General features: G+C 47.6%; 16 protein-coding genes and 4 tRNA genes. 9 read left to right on the top strand and 11 right to left on the bottom strand.

What is annotated here, in order from left to right; all coding sequences use genetic code 11:
- Positions 1–102: 102 nt before the first annotated feature.
- The 3 genes from DRW41_RS09100 to DRW41_RS09090 all read left to right on the top strand — a co-directional run bounded on the left by DRW41_RS09100 (position 103) and on the right by DRW41_RS09090 (position 3612).
- Positions 103–810: a response regulator transcription factor gene (locus DRW41_RS09100; RefSeq protein ID WP_115451683.1), complete on the top strand. Its 708-nt coding sequence runs from the start codon at positions 103–105 to the stop codon at positions 808–810.
- On the top strand, positions 800–2233 hold the full coding sequence (locus DRW41_RS09095; RefSeq protein WP_115451682.1) for an ATP-binding protein: 1434 nt from the start codon (positions 800–802) through the stop codon (positions 2231–2233). Before DRW41_RS09100 ends, DRW41_RS09095 begins: the two co-directional genes overlap by 11 nt.
- 152 nt (positions 2234–2385) lie before the next feature.
- Positions 2386–3612 (top strand): S1C family serine protease, encoded by a 1227-nt coding sequence (locus DRW41_RS09090; protein ID WP_115451681.1) that lies wholly within the window; start codon positions 2386–2388, stop codon positions 3610–3612.
- Positions 3613–4016: 404 nt separating this feature from the next.
- On the opposite strand, the gene katA is transcribed toward DRW41_RS09090, so the two are convergent.
- From katA to DRW41_RS09075, 3 genes are all read right to left on the bottom strand, one after another.
- Entirely contained in the window at positions 4017–5471 is a 1455-nt protein-coding gene (gene katA / locus DRW41_RS09085) for a catalase KatA (RefSeq protein ID WP_115451680.1), read from the bottom strand.
- Between the two features lie 258 nt (positions 5472–5729).
- Complete coding sequence (locus DRW41_RS09080) at positions 5730–6536, bottom strand: C39 family peptidase (protein ID WP_115451679.1); 807 nt, start codon at positions 6534–6536, stop codon at positions 5730–5732.
- Positions 6537–6714: 178 nt separating this feature from the next.
- Positions 6715–7248 (bottom strand): YceI family protein, encoded by a 534-nt coding sequence (locus tag DRW41_RS09075; protein ID WP_115451678.1) that lies wholly within the window; start codon positions 7246–7248, stop codon positions 6715–6717.
- A gap of 250 nt (positions 7249–7498) precedes the next feature.
- Here DRW41_RS09075 and DRW41_RS09070 point away from each other — a divergent pair, with 250 nt between their 5' ends.
- Complete coding sequence (locus tag DRW41_RS09070; RefSeq protein WP_115451677.1) at positions 7499–7939, top strand: Dps family protein; 441 nt, start codon at positions 7499–7501, stop codon at positions 7937–7939.
- 89 nt (positions 7940–8028) lie between these two features.
- On the opposite strand, the gene DRW41_RS09065 is transcribed toward DRW41_RS09070, so the two are convergent.
- The 4 genes from DRW41_RS09065 to DRW41_RS09050 form a co-directional block, all read right to left on the bottom strand.
- Positions 8029–8116: transfer RNA gene (locus DRW41_RS09065), tRNA-Ser, on the bottom strand.
- 10 nt (positions 8117–8126) lie between these two features.
- Positions 8127–8200: transfer RNA gene (locus DRW41_RS09060), tRNA-Gly, on the bottom strand.
- 23 nt (positions 8201–8223) lie between these two features.
- Positions 8224–8300, bottom strand: a tRNA-Pro gene (locus DRW41_RS09055).
- 46 nt (positions 8301–8346) lie between these two features.
- Positions 8347–8430 (bottom strand) — tRNA-Leu (locus DRW41_RS09050).
- A 296-nt stretch (positions 8431–8726) separates the two neighbouring features.
- Between DRW41_RS09050 and DRW41_RS09045 the strand changes: the two genes are divergently transcribed.
- On the top strand, positions 8727–9185 hold the full coding sequence (locus DRW41_RS09045; RefSeq protein ID WP_115452045.1) for an SAM-dependent methyltransferase: 459 nt from the start codon (positions 8727–8729) through the stop codon (positions 9183–9185).
- An 88-nt stretch (positions 9186–9273) separates the two neighbouring features.
- Here DRW41_RS09045 and DRW41_RS09040 read toward each other — a convergent pair whose 3' ends face one another.
- The 3 genes from DRW41_RS09040 to DRW41_RS09030 all read right to left on the bottom strand — a co-directional run bounded on the left by DRW41_RS09040 (position 9274) and on the right by DRW41_RS09030 (position 12908).
- Positions 9274–10098: a GNAT family N-acetyltransferase gene (locus DRW41_RS09040; protein WP_115451676.1), complete on the bottom strand. Its 825-nt coding sequence runs from the start codon at positions 10096–10098 to the stop codon at positions 9274–9276.
- A gap of 56 nt (positions 10099–10154) precedes the next feature.
- Complete coding sequence (locus tag DRW41_RS09035; RefSeq protein WP_115451675.1) at positions 10155–11042, bottom strand: selenium metabolism-associated LysR family transcriptional regulator; 888 nt, start codon at positions 11040–11042, stop codon at positions 10155–10157.
- A gap of 180 nt (positions 11043–11222) precedes the next feature.
- On the bottom strand, positions 11223–12908 hold the full coding sequence (locus DRW41_RS09030) for a hypothetical protein (protein WP_115451674.1): 1686 nt from the start codon (positions 12906–12908) through the stop codon (positions 11223–11225).
- A gap of 225 nt (positions 12909–13133) precedes the next feature.
- Here DRW41_RS09030 and DRW41_RS09025 point away from each other — a divergent pair, with 225 nt between their 5' ends.
- The 4 genes from DRW41_RS09025 to DRW41_RS09010 all read left to right on the top strand — a co-directional run bounded on the left by DRW41_RS09025 (position 13134) and on the right by DRW41_RS09010 (position 16680).
- The gene (locus tag DRW41_RS09025; RefSeq protein ID WP_245959393.1) at positions 13134–13925 is read left to right on the top strand and encodes a 2-phosphosulfolactate phosphatase; all 792 of its coding nucleotides are present in this window, start codon (positions 13134–13136) and stop codon (positions 13923–13925) included.
- A 45-nt stretch (positions 13926–13970) separates the two neighbouring features.
- Positions 13971–14399, top strand: coding sequence for a ferritin-like domain-containing protein (locus tag DRW41_RS09020; protein ID WP_115451672.1), 429 nt, complete (start codon positions 13971–13973; stop codon positions 14397–14399).
- Between the two features lie 133 nt (positions 14400–14532).
- The gene (locus DRW41_RS09015) at positions 14533–15993 is read left to right on the top strand and encodes a DEAD/DEAH box helicase (protein WP_439330859.1); all 1461 of its coding nucleotides are present in this window, start codon (positions 14533–14535) and stop codon (positions 15991–15993) included.
- 84 nt (positions 15994–16077) lie between these two features.
- Positions 16078–16680, top strand: a complete 603-nt coding sequence (locus tag DRW41_RS09010; protein ID WP_115451670.1) for a DedA family protein — start codon at positions 16078–16080, stop codon at positions 16678–16680.
- A 92-nt stretch (positions 16681–16772) separates the two neighbouring features.
- On the opposite strand, the gene DRW41_RS09005 is transcribed toward DRW41_RS09010, so the two are convergent.
- A partial coding sequence (locus DRW41_RS09005) for an IS3 family transposase (protein WP_115451669.1) occupies positions 16773–17589 on the bottom strand: 817 nt, incomplete at its 5' end.

The raw sequence follows: 17589 nt of genomic DNA, 5'->3' as shown, positions 1-17589 counted from the left end.
AAACCGTTAAGTTTTTTGGAAAAAAGCGCAAACGAGTTGATTCCTTGCCCGAGAAGATTTACTTTTGTACTAACGGATTGGCTGTTTTTGGAGGTGGATTGTATGAGGATCCTTGTGATAGAAGACAACGAAAGCGTTTGTGAAATGATTGGGATGTTTTTCTTAAAAGAAGGCATTGAAGGGGAATTTGTCCACAATGGGCTTGATGGCTATAGCCGCTACAAAGATGGCGGATGGGATTTGCTCATCGTCGACTGGATGCTGCCCGGTATGGATGGGGTCACCCTTTGCCGGAAAATCCGCCAGGAGAAAAGTGAAATTCCAATTATTATGCTGACCGCGAAGGACAGTGAATCTGACCAGGTGCTCGGGCTTGAAATGGGGGCGGACGACTATGTGACCAAACCGTTCAGCCCGCTTGCACTGATGGCGAGAATCAAGGCGGTCGCCCGGAGATACCAGAAAGCCGGGGAAGCGGGGGCGGAACCAAGGCATATCATTTCAACAAAGCATTTCTGGATCAACAAGGACACGAGGGAAGTGCTGCTTGATGGGACAGCGATTACAAACCTGACGCCAAAAGAATTCGACCTCCTGTCCTGCCTCGCCTCCAGCCCAAGGCAGGTATTTACGCGGGATCAATTGCTTGAAAGGGTTTGGGGCTATCAGTTTTATGGCGACGAGCGTACGGTCGATGTCCATATTAAGCGGCTTCGCAAAAAAGTCGGGACGGCGGCGCAGCCATTTTTCCACACAGTGTGGGGGGTCGGCTACAAGTTTGATGAGTCGGTAGAGGCCCATGAGGATTAAATATTTTTACCAGCAGCTGTTCAGCCATATCGGGGTTCTGATCGTTGCGTTCCTTGTCTTGAGCCTATTGTTTACTTATTACGTCAAGAACCTTGTGTATCAGAGCAAGACGGACGAATTGGTTGAATATGGGCAAAATATATTGGCCGACCTTGAGTGGAGCGGCGGCAATCCGAGGGAGGCTGACTCGGTCATCAATCAATATGCGAGGGTGCTGTTTGGCCGGGATATTCAATTCAGCGTTTTTCGCGTGGATGGAACGACGGTGACGCTGATGAATCCAATTGCCTGGAGGGGCCCGGCCATCGAATTGACGCGGTCCGACTGGAATATGCTGCGGGCAGGGGAGCCGGTCGTCATTAAATCGGATTTGAAGCGCTACAATCAAAACGTATCGATTGTCACTATCCCGTATAACCCGGGCGGGGAGTTCGTTGGCGGAGTCCTGCTGATTTCCCCTGTAAAAGGCCCGCGGGAAATGATCAGCGGAATTAATGAATACCTGCTCTATACGGTCCTGATTGCCCTCGGGGTATCTTTTTTGCTCAGCTGGGTCCTTTCACGAATCCATGTTATCCGGATCAAGCGCATCCAGAAGGCCGCTTCCGCTGTCGCGTCCGGGGATTATTCGGTCCGTGTGCATTCATCCAATTTTGATGAGATTGGCGAGCTGTCGAATGATTTCAACCAGATGGTCGATAAAATCAACCAGTCAATGGAGGAAATCGAGAGCCTTGAAAACAGGAGGCGGCAGTTTATGGCGGATGTATCGCATGAGATGCGGACACCATTAACGACCATCAGCGGGATTATCGAAGGCCTTCGGAATGACATGATACCCGAAGCCGAAAAGGAAAAGGGCATCGACCTCGTCAGCAAGGAGTCGAAGCGGCTGATTAGGCTTGTGAACGAAAACCTGGATTATGAAAAAATCCGCTCGAACCAGGTTATTCTTTCACGGGAGGATATCCAGTTGTCCGAGGTGTTTGAAATCATTCAGGAGCAGCTTGAGATGCAGGCTGAAAAACGGGGTAATGAAATTAATGTCGATGTCGACGATGACACGATGATTTGGGCTGACTATGACCGGCTTCTGCAAATCCTGATCAACATTACGAAAAACAGCATCCAATTTACAGAACATGGCTTGATTACCCTTGCTGGCTGGATGCGGGACGGAGCCACCATTATCGAAATTTCCGATACCGGAGTCGGCATCGACCCGGAGGAAGTTGAAAAGATTTGGCGCCGTTTTTATAAAGCAGACCTTTCACGGACCGGCAATCCATACGGCGCGTTTGGCCTCGGGCTGTCCATCGTAAAACAGCTCGTCCAGCTTCACGACGGGAAAATTAGTGTATCCAGCGAAAGAGGAGCCGGAACGAAATTTACAATCACGATTCCATATAAGAAGGAAGAGTAAAGCCGCGGGGAGGTTCCCGCGGCTTTTACAATGAATTCCCTGTTCTTTCCCTTATTTTTAAAATGCTCGACTCAGTTTGTTAATAATTTGTTCATATTTTCCGGTTAAGATAGTAACAGATAAGAAAAGGAATATACTAGGAGGTAATCACAATGAGTGATTTTTACCAGGACTATCCTCAAATCCAGCAGCCGCAGCCGGAACCTGAAAAAAAACCGGGCAAATCCGGAAAAATGAAAAGCTTCCTTTCTACCATCAGCGCGGGGGTCATCGGTTCCGCCCTCACACTCGCGGCTGTCAATTATACAGATATCGGTACAAACCTTGATAAACAAGGCTCAACACAGGCGGAAAGCTCAGGCAGCCCGGCTGCAAATCTTGTTCCCGCTTCAACCGCTTCCCAAACAGGATCGGTTGCCGATATGGTTGAAAAAGCATCCAAAGCAATCGTTGGCATTGTCAATTTCCAGCAAAATAACAACCCATTCAGTGATGCCCAGGGAATCGTGGAGCGGGGATCAGGATCAGGCGTTCTTTTTAAAAAGGATGGAAACACTGCTTATATCGTGACAAACAATCATGTAATCGAGGATGCTGAAAAACTCGAAGTATCGTTTTTTGACGGGGAGAAGGCGAAAGCCGAGGTGGTTGGCGCCGATGCCCTGACAGACCTCGCTGTTATAAAAGTAGATGCCAAGTATGTTTCACAAACGCTTGAGTTCGCGGATTCTTCAAGCCTGCGTCCCGGTGATGAAGTGTTCGCAATCGGGAACCCGCTTGGACAGGATCTCTCACGGACCGTCACTCGGGGAATTGTCAGCGCGATTAACCGAAGCATCGATGTGAATACATCCGCCGGCGAATGGAAGCTTGACGTTATCCAGACAGACGCGGCGATCAACCCGGGCAACTCGGGCGGCGCGCTTATTAATACAGCAGGCCAGCTGATTGGCATTAACTCTCTGAAAATCTCGGAAAGCGGAGTGGAGGGGCTTGGATTCGCAATCCCAAGCAATAATGTTGTCCCCATCGTTAACGAAATGATTAAAAACGGCAAAGTCGAACGGCCGTATCTCGGCGTAAGCCTTGCCGATTTTGAGGAAATCCATCCGGCCTTCCTGCAGGACCTTCCTAAAGAGGTCGATTCAGGTACAATGGTTACGTTCGTCCAGCCTGGGTCCGGGGCGGATAAAGCCGGAGTCCAAAAACAGGATCTCATCGTTGCAATCAACGGAAAGAAGGTTGAGAATTCAGCCGATTTAAGGCGCTATATGTACTCAAGCGCCAAAGCCGGTGACAAAGTAAAGCTGAAAATATACCGGAACGGCAAAGAGCGTACAATCGAAGTCACTCTTTCAGGAAATAGTGTCACGAGTTAATTAAAAAAGGAAACGGGCTTTATATAGGCTCGTTTCCTTTTTATTTTTTTCTTAGTTAAACTTAGCTGCTGATTTCCACTCCGGGCACACGCTTTCTGCGGGGCGTCAAAGCAACTACCTGAATATCTTCATGAAAAAGCATCTTTGAAAAGCATCACGCAGATTTGCGACGAGCTGAAGACAGCTTCTTCGAATATTCATTGGCGCAGGAGCAGTAAGGAGCCTCCTCGGCGCCAGCGCCTGTGGGGTCTCCACCTTGCCGCTGCATCCCGCAGGACACTGAATGGCATCCTTGAACTTGCCCACGCACGAAGAAAATGCGTAGCATTTTCGAGGAGTCGGTGCCCTATGTTTCAATCAACTAAGTGAAAAATTAAAACTGTGCCCTTTAACGCAGCCAAATTTTATGCGTTTACCGGAAGCGGCAGCCCAAGCCCTTCGGCGACTCTGGTTCCATACTCCCTGTCTGCTTTCAGGAAGTGGCCGATCTGGCGCAATTTAATGTCATCACGTTCAACCGGTTTCATCGCCGCGACGATATTCGCGACAAGCCGGGCTCTTTCTTCTTCGCTCATAAGACGGTACAGGTCACCCGCCTGGGTAAAATGGTCGTCATGGCTGTACGCGGTGCTGGCAGCAGAGCCTGTGACCTCATAAGGCGCGATATTATTCTCCGGCGTTTCCTTCGGGCCGCTGAAGCTGTTCGGCTCATAATAGACCGCTCCGCCGCCATTGGTATCAAACCTCATTTGCCCGTCGCGCTGGTAATGGTTCACATCGTTGCGGGGGCGGTTGATTGGCAGCAGGTTGTGGTTTACACCGACACGGTAGCGATGGGCGTCAGAATAGGCGAATAGGCGTCCCTGAAGCATTTTATCTGGCGAAGCTTCGATTCCCGGGACAAAGTTCCCCGGAGAGAATGTAGCCTGCTCAACTTCCGCGAAATAATTTTCCGGGTTTTTATTCAGGACCATCCGGCCGACTTCCTGAAGGGGATAATCCTTTTGGGACCAAACCTTCGTTACGTCGAACGGATCCCAGCGGTATGTATCCGCATCCGCCAGCGGCATAATTTGCACATATAGCCTCCATGCCGGATAATCGCCATTTTCAATCGCATTATGCAAATCTTCAATATGGTAGTCGGGATTGGTTCCCGTAATTTCAGCGGCTGTTTCAGCGGCCAGGTTTGCGATGCCCTGTTCAGTTTTAAAGTGGTATTTCACCCAATAGGCTTCCCCCGCGGCGTTCACCCATTTGAATGTATGGCTGCCAAAGCCATGCATATGGCGGAAAGTCGCCGGAATGCCGCGATCAGAGAACAGGATCGTGACCTGGTGGAGCGATTCTGGCGAAAGCGACCAGAAATCCCAAACCGCATTCGGATTTTTGAGATGCGTTTTTGGATTTCGTTTCTGTGTATGGATGAAGTCAGGGAACTTAATAGCGTCCCGGATGAAAAATACAGGAGTATTGTTTCCAACCAGGTCGTAGTTTCCTTCCTCGGTATAGAATTTTACCGCGAAGCCGCGTGGGTCGCGAACCGTGTCGGAAGACCCGAGTTCGCCAGCTACTGTTGAGAATCGGATAAACATTGGAGTGCGCTTGCCAACTTTAGAGAGAAAATCAGCCTTTGTAAATTTGCTTACATCTTTTGTTACTTCGAAATAGCCATGGGCTCCAGCGCCTTTTGCGTGGACGACCCTTTCAGGGACGCGCTCCCGGTTGAAATGGGCCAATTTTTCAAGCAAGTGGACATCCTGGATGAGAGTCGGACCGCGATGTCCGGCGGTAATTGAATTTTGGTTGTCGCCAACCGGTGCTCCCCAGCTCGTAGTCAGCTTCTTTTTGTTTTCCATGATTCAGCCTCCTAATAACATTATTAACACAGTGTAAAGATTACTTAAAAATATTAATTTTTACTTTATAATAATTATAATCTAATTTGAAGATAAGGCAAAATTTTTGCCCAGCTTAATAAAAAAATATATGGCCAGGCAGTATCGGTTATGACTACTTTAGTGTGAATCGGACCGCCTTCATGGGCCCCGAGAAAAAAGGGTACAAAAAAAGCAGCAGGCAAATGCCTGCTGCTTTCCTTTGAAGCGATGTCCGTCCTAGTCATTAATGACGACGGCCTGGCTTCCCATCTGTTCCCAGGCCTTAATAAAGTTGTTTCTGTCAGCCTTCCTGTCCTTCGTTCCATACGGATCATTAAAGTAAATATAGTCTTCGTCAAATCCCGTGACCGCGACACTGTGCATATTGAACGTTATTTTAACCTTTCCTTCAGGGGTATCCCATGTTTTAAAATTGGCTTCCTGCAACGGCGCGTAGGCTGTGTTGATTATGACCCAGACAGGCGAACCGCCGGCAAGTTTTTCAATTACTTTATTAAACGGCTGCCCTGTCAGGTTCTCAGCGTTTGAACCGGCATACTCCTTAGCCAGCTCAAAAATCGGTCCATGGTACACTCCAAGGCCGGGCCCGACCTCCATATTTCCGACAAACCCTGTATAAGGATTTCCGTATTGTCCATTTTTATATCGCAAAGGAACCCGTTTTACCTTTTTCGCCAAATCTCCCTTTGAAACACCGATTCCCTTATAATTCAAGACCATTGCCAGGCTCGTCACTTCGCAGCCATTGTACAGCCTTGGCTCAGCCATTTGATTTAACAGCGGTACATCAAGCTTAATTTTTTCCACAGGCTTTGGCGGCTGGGGGACTTCCTTCTTTTGGAGATTTCGCTGCGCCTTTGAGGCATCCGCATTTATCCTTGTGGCATTTTCTTTTTTCAAAAAGGATAACGCCTTCTCTGTTTTTAAAAGGAGTGAAGCCTTCTCCTGGTTAGGAAGAAGAAAAAATCCTATAAGCACGACCAGTACGAGCACCAAGCTTCCATAACCAAACAGTTTTCCCATAACACCATCCCACCCTGAACTCCCTAATCAGTTTGCTCTATCTCTATGAAAGTACTTACCCTTTAAATTTTAGCAAACAAACCAGAATAATCCACTACGAGGCGTTGAAATAGGTTAAATTGCCTAAATTTCCACAAAAAAAAGCACGGGCTTTTTGCCCGTGCCTATGCCTATTCCATTATTCGGCTTTTGAAGCCTGGATTTCAAATGTAATTTTAATTTTATCCCCAACGAGGACGCCGCCTGTTTCAAGAGCCGCGTTCCAAGTAAGGCCGTAGTCTGCGCGGTTAATGCTGCCAGTACCGCTGAAGCCAACCTTTTCGTTGCCCCATGGATCTTTTCCTGAACCTTCATAAACTACACTGAATGTTTCCGGGCGTGTTACTCCGCGGATTGTCAGGTCGCCTGTTACATCGTATTCGCCTTCATCTGTCTTCACGATATTAGTGGAAGCAAAAGTAATTTTCGGGTTGTTTTCCGCATCGAAGAAATCTGCTGAACGAAGGTGGTTGTCACGATCCGCATTATGCGTATCAATGCTTGCCGCATCAATCGCGAAAGAGATTTCCGCGTTTGTCAGATCGTTTGGATCCGCTTCAACGGAAGCATCGAATGCCTGAAAACTCCCTTTAACGTTTGCGATCATCATATGCCTTACAGAGAAGTCTACACTGCTGTGCGCCGGGTCAATTGCCCATTTTGCTTTAGTCATTTTCTTTTCCTCCTTAAGTTATGTTGATGCTAAGTATCTTTAATTTGAGATAATGTATTTCAAAATTTATTATATAAAGGGACATCTTATTTTGTCAAACAAAAAAGTAAATTTATTTAAAACAAGATGGACGATTTCGCCCCGCAGGATTGAAAGTGTGGAAGGAGGGTATACTTAAATGGGCTTTGCCGGCTGTTTTTTGCTAAAACAGCGGCATAATGGATAATCAATAATGGCAGGAGGAATAACCATGAGTAAAGACTTAACAACAATCGTCAACAAACAGGTAGCCAACTGGAGCGTCTTGTACATCAAGCTCCATAATTATCACTGGTATGTAACTGGACCTGAATTTTTCACGCTCCATGCAAAATTCGAGGAACTTTATAATGAAGCCAACATCCATATTGATGAGCTAGCGGAGAGGCTGCTCGCTCTGGGAGAAAAACCTGTTGCAACCATGAAGGAATGCCTTGAACTATCCTCCGTTAACGAAGCGGAAGGAAAGGAAAGCGCAACTGATATGGTCCGCTCGGTGGTGGGCGATTTTACCACATTGATCGGTGAATTGAAGGAAGGCATGGATCTTGCCGCGGAAACAGGTGACGAAACAACCGGTGATATGCTGCTCGCCATCCATGCTAGCCTTGAAAAACATGTGTGGATGCTGAACTCGTTCCTTGGAAAATAGGCAAAAAGAAAAACAGGACTGCCTTTTTGGCCAGTCCTGTTTTCGTTTTGAAAAAATAAAAAGCGCCTGCGAATACAGGCGCCGGTCAGAGGAGAAGATGAGATTCGAACTCACGCGACGGTTGCCCGCCCTAGCGCATTTCGAGTGCGCCCCCTTGAACCACTTGGGTACTTCTCCATAATGTTGTTGGAGCGGGTGAGGGGAATCGAACCCCCGCCATCAGCTTGGGAAGCTGGAGTTCTGCCATTAAACTACACCCGCAGGCAGAAATTTTGGTATTAATATGGTCGGGAAGACAGGATTTGAACCTGCGACCCCTACGTCCCGAACGTAGTGCTCTACCAAGCTGAGCTACTTCCCGGAAACGCATGGCTGTGTTGCACGCAGTCTGCGATTTTTAATAAAAGTGCGGATGAGAGGACTTGAACCTCCACGGGGTTGCCCCCACTAGAACCTGAATCTAGCGCGTCTGCCGATTCCGCCACACCCGCATGTCTAAGAAAACAGCATAAATAATATACCATAATAATGATATTTTTTGAAGAGGAAATTTATACTGCTGGGAAAATCTTTTTTCATCAAAAAATTGTTTATTGTGGAATTTGGTAATAAAATGGAGATATATGGTAGAAAAAGTGTATCCAAGTTTCTTCTTGGTCCTTAACCGATTGCCAACAGTTCGGGGTACAAGACCGATTTAAAGATAAGCCTTAGCTTTAAAAAAGATAGGAAACTTCAAGAAATGGCTGCAATTATTTTTGAAAAATCCAGAATGGAGGAGACAGGCATGTTTACTGTCAAGCCGGTGGGCCGGGTATGCAACAATCGCAAAGAAGTAAAGGACGATTACTGGGGAGATGTCATTTCGGAAATTGAAATGAACGAAATTCTGGATGGGAAATGCCTTGAAGGGATTGAGGATTATTCCCATCTGGAGATTTTGTTCCTGTTCCATCTCCTCCCAGAGGATAAAATTGAATACTGCGCGAGAAGGCCGCGGGATAATCCGGATTGGCCCGTGACAGGGATTTTTGCTCAGCGGGGCAAGGACCGCCCGAACAGGATTGGCGCAACGATTGTCCGCCTCCTGAAGAGGGAAGGAAATAAGCTGATGGTGGCGGGGCTGGACGCGATTGACGGCACGCCGGTGATTGATATTAAGCCTGTACTGGAAGAATTCTTGCCGAAAGAAGAAGTCCGGCAGCCAAAATGGGCATCCGAACTGATGGAGAATTATTGGAAATAACCTGTACAACCCGCCATATGCCATGTGTGGCCTCTTCGCCAAAAAATAGTAAAACAAGGCGGCCTCAAAAAGGGGCCGCCTTTAAAAATCATAAACTATATTCGTAATAGTCCTGCGCATGGTAGGATTTGAAACCGCATGATTCATACAGTCCGAGCGCATGGGCATTTTTTGCTTCGACTTCCAAAAACAGCGGCCGGCCTGCCCGATCCTCTTTGGCAATAATCCACGAAAGTGCCTTCCTGCCAATCCCTTTTCCTTGAAATTCCGGCAAAATCGCGAAACCATAAATCCAAGCTTCACCATTCGGGTGGTCGACACGCATCTTTCCGACCGGCTGCCCATTCGCTTCAATGATATAATAATTTTCATTGCTGCTTTCCTTCAGCACGCGGTGAAAGGCTGCTGCTTCCAGTTCGGTAAACCCAAAGCATTCCACTTCCAGGCGAACTTCGAGGTCATTGTCTTGATTGGTTGATTGGCGCAGGGTAACCCCTTCACTTGAAGGAGGAGCGGTTCCGTCCCACTTCATCTGGTACTCGGTCACATGGTATCGGTTCGGGACGGTTTCAAGAAACCCCTTGGCCGAGATGGAGCCCGCTGGCGCGTTCAAGAGAATCTGCCTTGTGCCGCGGTTTTTCGCCTCTTCAATCGCTTCATTGAGAAGTCCGGTGAAAATTCCTCTCCTCCGCCAATCGGGGTGCACCATTCCGCACAATTCAACCTTGTTGCCGAATCCATAAAGGCCTAGGAATCCAACAAGCGTTTCATTTTCGTAATGAAAAAAGTCATCTTTGCTTCCTTCTTTTCTTGCGGCGAGCATATCCCAGTTCAATTTCAACTCGAACCCGCCATCCCGCTCGCACACGGCCTGTAATTCTTTTATTTCTTTCAATTGCTTTTCTGTCAGCATGAATGAACCCCCTAGCCTTTTAAAAATCCACATTACCTATTCGGTATCGCTGAAGATTAATCCTGCAATCGCCCGGCATAGTCCACGAAGAGCTTCGAAATGAGCGGCAGGGTTTTGCTGATGTTGTACACAAGGTAAAAATAGCGCTCATCGTGAAAGCCTTCAATCTCATACATGTTGACCATGTTCAGGCCTGCATAGTCACGCGCGGCAATTTCAGACATAATCGCGATGCCGATTCCTTGCCTGACGAACTGGATCAAGCTTTGCCCGGAATCGGTATATGCAATGATATTCAATTGTTCTTTCGGAATGCCTGCTTTTTTCAAAAAACGTTCCAGCAAAGAGTTCGTTCCGGAATCGGAATGCCTCATTACAAATGGATGGCTTTTTACCTCATCAATCTTCACAGCGCCTGAAAACTTGATATTTGTGGGGGTTACAAGGACAAGTTTTTCCTGCAATAAAGGAAGATACCTTAATTTTTCATTTTCATATTTTTCCCCAAGCAAGCCGACATCGACTGATCCGCCAAGGACTTTATCCGCAACGGCCCTTGAGGGATATTCAGAAATATTAAAGGTCGCGGCCGGATATTCGGCGCGGAACTCCTTGATCATTTTTGGGACGAGAAATTGGCCCGGAACAGAACTTGCCGCCATCCGGATTGTTCCGCGGAATTCTGCCATGCCCCTATTCAGGTCAAGGAGCGCTTCATCTTTTAAAAGAAGGAGCTTCTGGGCCCAGAGATACAGGCGTTCCCCATGGGGAGTCAGGATATTTTCCCGGCCAACCCTGTCGAAAAGTTTAACATCGAGCATTTTTTCAAGTGACTGGATATGGGATGAGACGGTTGACTGGCTAAGGAATATTTCCTCCGCGGCCTTTGAAAAGCTTTTATGCTCAACCACTTTTGTGAAAACAAACAATTGATGAAAATCCACGCGCCATCCTCCTTTATGCATAAAAACGATTAATTAAAATCGGTAATATCGATAAGGATAGAGTACCATGATTTTTTTTCCAGGACAAAGGGGAAAAGAAAATCCGCCGGATGTGCCTCCGGCGGAAGTTGATGATAGAACTTGCCCGTAAATCCACGCGGGGTAGCCCCGTGGAATAAGTTATGGCTGGATATAGGGACCTTGCCTCAAATGCCCGGTAAGTTCCCTCATATGGTGGGAGAATACTTCATATCTGACCCAGGCAAGGGGAAACTTCATGGCAGGCTTGCTTTCCTGTCCGTAAACAAGTACATGCCTTTTTGTATATTCGACCCGCTCGATTTCATGGAGCAGGATGCCTTCCCGTTTTTTCCCATCCTGGAGGATGAGCTCGTGCCCGACAATCGAAATGCTCTTTGTTTTATTTTTCTTCAGCTCGTTTATAGTCAGGGCAACGCCGGCGAGCGTGAACAAGAGCGATGGCAATAACGGGCCTTCGAAACCTCTCATGGCGTTCCGGATCCAATGCATGATCAAAAGTCCATAGAAAAACCACATGCCCTTGCTTAGCCGCGGTTTGCTTTCGTAGAAAACACTGTTCTCGACCTCTGATTTTACCTCTTCCCGCCTTTTGAAAAATGCCTCTTTGTGCCCTTCGATCGACATGGAATCCAACTCTTCGAATTCGGTATACGTGCCGTCCCAAAGATGTGCCGTATCATCGCCATCCTCAAGCGCAAAGGCGCCTGCCCAGCCAATGAATTCCCTGTCAAGTTCCTTAAAGCCCATCATATAGAAACGGATTGGCTGTCCATAGTAATTCTCCGTTTCCACCTTGTCGATAATCCGAATATTCTCCGGAAAATGGGTTGCGCCATCTTCATCTTCAGGAAAGTTGACGATGGTCGAAAACAGCCTTGTTTTCGCTAGGTGCGGCTGCTTGCCTTCTTTTATAGGATAGAGATGCTCCAGATCCATTTCCCGCAATTCCCAATAGGCCATCTCGGCGCTTTCAATATTTTCCGCGCAATCGGCGATGATGGTTTGGTCGAACGGAAGATTTTTGGCAAGGCAAACAAGCAACGCTTCCGTCTTTATGAATGGATCATTGAAAGACAAAGCCTCAAGAAGCTCCTTTTCGGACTCCTCCGAGAAATAATATTTCATAAGAGTTAGGAAAAGCCTCATCCTGCTCCTGATGTAAAAATAATTTTCCTTCCAGGCTGTATAAACGAATTTCGAGGAATAATCCTTGTCAAAATTCAGGTAAAGCACCTTTGCCGCCTGGTAATCTTCAAGCAGAATTGGAAGGACAGCCTGTTTTTTATAGCCTTTATCCACTTCCGATGAATTGACGCAAAGAAGCAAATCATACATCATGAACTTATAATGCTCCGAGCGCAGCCTATCCAATGTTTTATCCAGGATGTCCCTTGCCAGGACGGGATAGGTTGTTAGCTCTCCGATTGGAATCGTAAACGTTTCCGTCCCGTTTATGAGGCCAACAATCTTTTCTTCGAGAAAGTGGAAGATCTCCTCATTTTCGGTGCCGAGCAAGTATTCAATTGCCCTTTCTTTTGCAGCGATGCTCAGTCCGTCAAAGTTTTTAACCAGGCAAACAACAACTTCCTCGATTGAAAAATTGCAGACAAAATCCGTCAGATAATACGAAGGATTGTCCCACTTGTCAACCGGCTCTGGAAAATTCCCCGCTGCCGCGATAATCATATCTCGAAGCACATCCACCTGCACTTCAAGGTTTTCCACTTGCCTGTACTCATAAAGCTGGTCAAGCCCTTCAAACCTCTTTTGCGGATTATCGCTCTTAACCAACCTTATAATCGACCGTAATTTTAACTCGTACAAATTCTCCCCACCCGTTCGGAAATCTGCTATATATAACTATCTATTCCTATTATTCTATTTTATATTATTCCTATCATCAATCCCAAAACGTGGAAAAGGTGAAGCAGGGACGAATCTTTTTTTCTACCGCTAATTAATGAAGCGGAAGACATAACCATTGCCTTAGTTTCTATAAAATTGACGGGCTTTATGCCCTATTAAATGAGTTAGGAAGGAATTACTAAAATGAAAGGAAGTGAGGTTATGTATAGCCAGGCACCATATCCGGTCAGGGTGGAGTGGGGCAGACGGGGAGCACGGGAAGCGGCCGAGCGCGGCGATATTGTCATCGTCGTCGATGTGCTAAGCTTTTCATCAACAGTTGTGACCGCATTGCATGCGGGGTGCGAAATTTTTCCGTATCCTCCCCATCTTGATGGAAAGGCATATGCGGAGCAAGTTGGCGGGGAATACATCCTTGGCAGGTCTGAAGCAGCCAAGTTCGGCAAGGCGACCCTGTCACCGGTCTCCTTTAATTCCTCGCTTAAAGGAAAAAAATTCGTGCTGACATCCTTGAATGGCGCGTTCTGCACCTGGATTGCAGACAAGGTGCCAGCATTGCTGATTGGCTCACTTCTTAATGCGGAAGGGTCAGCCCAGGCTGCGAATACACTCAGGGAGCGTCTCAAAGCGGATATTACCGTTGTACCATGCGGAGAGCAGTGGAGTGACCCGGCAGACCACGAGGACACTCTCCGGCCCTCGATTGAGGATTACCTCGGTGCCGGGGCAATCCTGTCCTGGCTTGACGGCGAAAAATCACCTGAAGCCCAAGTGTGCATCGGTGCTTTTCAGTCGTCAAAGCATAAATTAAGCGAGCTTATCTGGGAATCCGGCAGCGGAAGGGAGCTGCGGGCAAGGGGTTTTGAAGCGGATGTCATCCACTGCGGAAGGCTTAATGCTTTTGCTACTGTGCCGCTTTTATCCGAAAACAAATTCATCCATGCGCATGAAAAGTTCATTTTCCTCAATGAATAACTTCCCAGCCTTTTCCGAAACCTATTGGAAAAAGGAGGCCACACAATGGAGAACGAAACGGTCATCAAGGAGCTGAATGCCTTTTTAAAAGGACAATATATGGGCATCCGCGCGTATGAACACCTAATCGAAAGGCTTGACGATCAGGAAGTCAAAACAATTTTCCAGGGATTTCAACAGGACCACCGGCTTCACGCCGCAATCGTTGCCGAGCGGATTCAGAATCTTGGAGGCGTTCCGGAAAACAATGAAGGCCTTGTCGGAAAAATTCAGGGATTCATGAGCGAAATGATGATGCCGAAAGACACCGAGGGAATTGTCAAACTGGCGTTAAAAGGCGAAGATGTTTACGGAATTCAATTGTCGGAGGAAATCGTCAAAGGGGACCTTGATCCCGAAAGCCGGAAGATGGTTGAAAGCATCCTTGATACCGATCGGCGCCATGTAACAGCGTTGAATAATCTTGTCCATTAAATAGAGTTGACAGCCGCTATTCCTCTTATCGGGAAGGCGGCTTTTTACATGGGTTATGTGCCTGCCTTTTCATCAATGCGCTGATTATCATTTGCTTTTTTTCCGGAAAACAAGGAAAATCAAAACTAAATGATTGAAGAAGAAAGCAGGGATTTTATTGCCTGATTTTATAGAGCTTGGAATATCAATAGAAATGGCGGGGATTTTGAAGGAGAACGGAATCGCCGTTCCAACGCCAATCCAGCAGCTGGCGATCCCGGTCGTGCTAGATGGGAAAGACATCATTGCCCAGGCACAAACCGGAACGGGGAAGACACTTGCCTTTATCCTGCCGATTATCGAAAAAATTGACACGGATGCGGACCGAATTCAGGCGCTCATTGTCACCCCGACAAGAGAGCTCGCCCTCCAGATAACAAGCGAGCTTGAAAAGCTTGTCGCATCCAAGGATATAAGCGTGCTGGCAGTTTATGGCGGCCAGGATGTAGAAAAGCAGCTTAAAAAACTTGAGAAGCGGGTACATATTGTCGTTGGGACGCCGGGAAGGCTGCTCGATCATATTCGCAGGGAAACGGTCCGCCTTGGAGAAATTTCGTTCCTTGTCCTCGATGAAGCGGATCAAATGCTTCATATCGGTTTCCTGAACGAGGTGGAGACCATCATCCGTGAAACCCCATATGACAGGCAGACGATGCTTTTTTCCGCGACGATGCCCGAAGATGTCCGAAAGCTTGCCAAAAAACATATGCGGGAGCCTCAGTATATGCAGGTTGAAAAAACACAGGGGCCGGCTGAAACCGTCAACCAACTCGCCGTCCAAACAACCGACCGCGGCAAGCAGGGCGCCATAATGGAACTAGTGCGGACGCACAGGCCGTTTATGGCGGTCATTTTTTGCCGGACAAAAAGGCGGGTCGGCAGGCTGCATGAAGTACTGAAAGCAAATGGCTTTTCATGCGAGGAACTGCATGGCGACCTTTCCCAGTCAAAGCGGGAGCAAGTGATGAAAAAATTCCGCGATGCTGAATACCAGCTGCTCATCGCCACGGATGTTGCAGCTAGAGGCCTTGACGTTGAAGGCGTTACACATGTCTTCAATTATGACATCCCCGAGGATGCTGAAAGCTATGTCCACCGGATTGGCAGGACAGGCCGGGCCGGGACGAAAGGGCTCGCGATTACCTTGTTCACCGCGGCTGACCGGGGGATGCTGAACGAGATTGAAAAAGAACTGAACATCCGGATCAAAAAGGAAATCATGGAAGGCGCGAAAGATAAACCGTCTCCCGCTGAGTCCGCACAGAAATCCCGGGACGGAAGAAAGCCGTCCGGAAAACCCCATCATAGGGGCGTCCAAGGGGCAAAGAAACCGAAATCCGAAGCCGCCGAACCTGGGCGCCGTGACAAATCCCTTCAAGGCCGAAAACAAGATGCCACAGGCGGTAAAAATCGTCCAGCCAGCCAGGGAAAACAACAAATGGGCGCTGGGAAAAAAAGAGACATGGCTCCTCGGGGAGGAAAGGCCAGCACCAAACAGGCAGGCGGTTCACCGAACAAATCCACCCGCCAAGGCCGAACCCGGGGTAAACGGTAATACGGAAGAAATAATGCTTGAACCGGCGCGGTAAAATTCCGCCTGGCAGTTTGAATGCAATAAACAACTTCTTAGGAGAGCATAATGGAAAACTGGATTATTTCAATCATGAATGAATTTGGATACATAGGGATATTTTTGTTGATTGCCCTAGAGAATATTTTTCCGCCGATACCATCGGAGGTTATTCTTACCTTCGCCGGCTTTATGACAACAACTTCTAACTTGTCGGTCACTGGGGCTGTCGCGGTTTCAACCCTCGGCTCCGTCGCGGGCGCGGCAGTTTTGTATGGAGTCGGCCGGCTGCTTGATGTCGAACGGCTGGAACGGATTGTCGACCGTTGGGGCAGATTTCTCCGCCTTACGAGAAAAGACCTTCACAAGGCGGATGCTTGGTTTAGCCGCCGCGGCGTGTGGACGGTGTTCTTTTGTCGGCTCGTTCCGCTGGTCAGGAGCCTGATTTCAATCCCGGCGGGAATGGCGAAGATGAAATTCCCACTGTTCCTTCTTTTGACCACAGCAGGAACATTGATTTGGAATACGATTCTCGTTAACGCAGGCGCAATGCTTGGGGCATCCTGGGAAACTGTCGCCGGGTTCATGGACACTTTCTCGAATGTCGTTTACGTCCTTCTCGCCGGAGCGGCCCTGTACCTCGGCGCCAGGTTTATAAAAAAGCGCGTGTAACCACTCGCATGTCGATGCAAATAAAAGGGTTCCAGCCGTCCAACGTGAACTATGCCCTATAAAGTGGACAGTTAAATAAAAGGCCTAACTTGCTATGCAGCTAGTAAATGACTCCAGTATTGTGCCGGAGTCATTTTATTTAGACTCCATTGGTATCGTTCATTGTTGTATTCCTGGATATAGTTGCCGATCACTTGTGAAAGTTCTTTAAAGGTTTTGCACGCCGAATAATCTGCCTCATCCTTCATATGGCCAAAGAAAGATTCCATAGGGGCATTATCCCAACAATTTCCCTTTCGGGACATAGACTGAATAAGGCTCATTTTCTTAACCCTTTTCTGAAATTCAGGGTGCGTGTAATGAAAGCCTTGATCTGAATGGAGGATGGCACCAGGATGGATCATTCCCTTAAAGGATTGACGTAGTTTCTTAAGTGTTTGATAAACAATGTCCATCTTCAGATTGGTGGACAGGTGATAAGCAACGATTTCCCTTGTGGCGGCATCTTTAACGCATGAAAGGTACGCCGGATGCCCGGCTCCATAGTAAACATAGGTGATGTCTGTAAGGTAGACTTTGCCTGGGACATCCTGAGCGAACTCCCTGTTGAGTATGTTTGGAAGGGCCTTGTGTTCCTGATTGGCCTTGGCCATTTTCCTATAGGGATTCATCTGCCTGATTTTTGCGACAAGGTTAAAGTTCCTCATAATCCGGCGAATCTTCTTATGGTTCATTACCACTTGTTTATTGTTTTCGAGGTCCATTTTGATAACAAGGGCACCGGCCTTACCTTTCTTCTTATCAAAGGTTTCCTTTATCAATTCATAATCCTTCCAATCGTTCTCAAGCCTCTCGGCTCTTTTACCTTCGGCCTTTATCCAAGTATAATAGCCGTTCCTGCTTACGCCT

It is taken from the genome of Neobacillus piezotolerans, assembly GCF_003362805.1.
GTDB lineage: Bacteria > Bacillota > Bacilli > Bacillales > Cytobacillaceae > Bacillus_D > Bacillus_D piezotolerans.
Note: the sequence above shows the minus strand (reverse complement) of the source record. Positions and strands in the feature narration are given on the sequence as shown.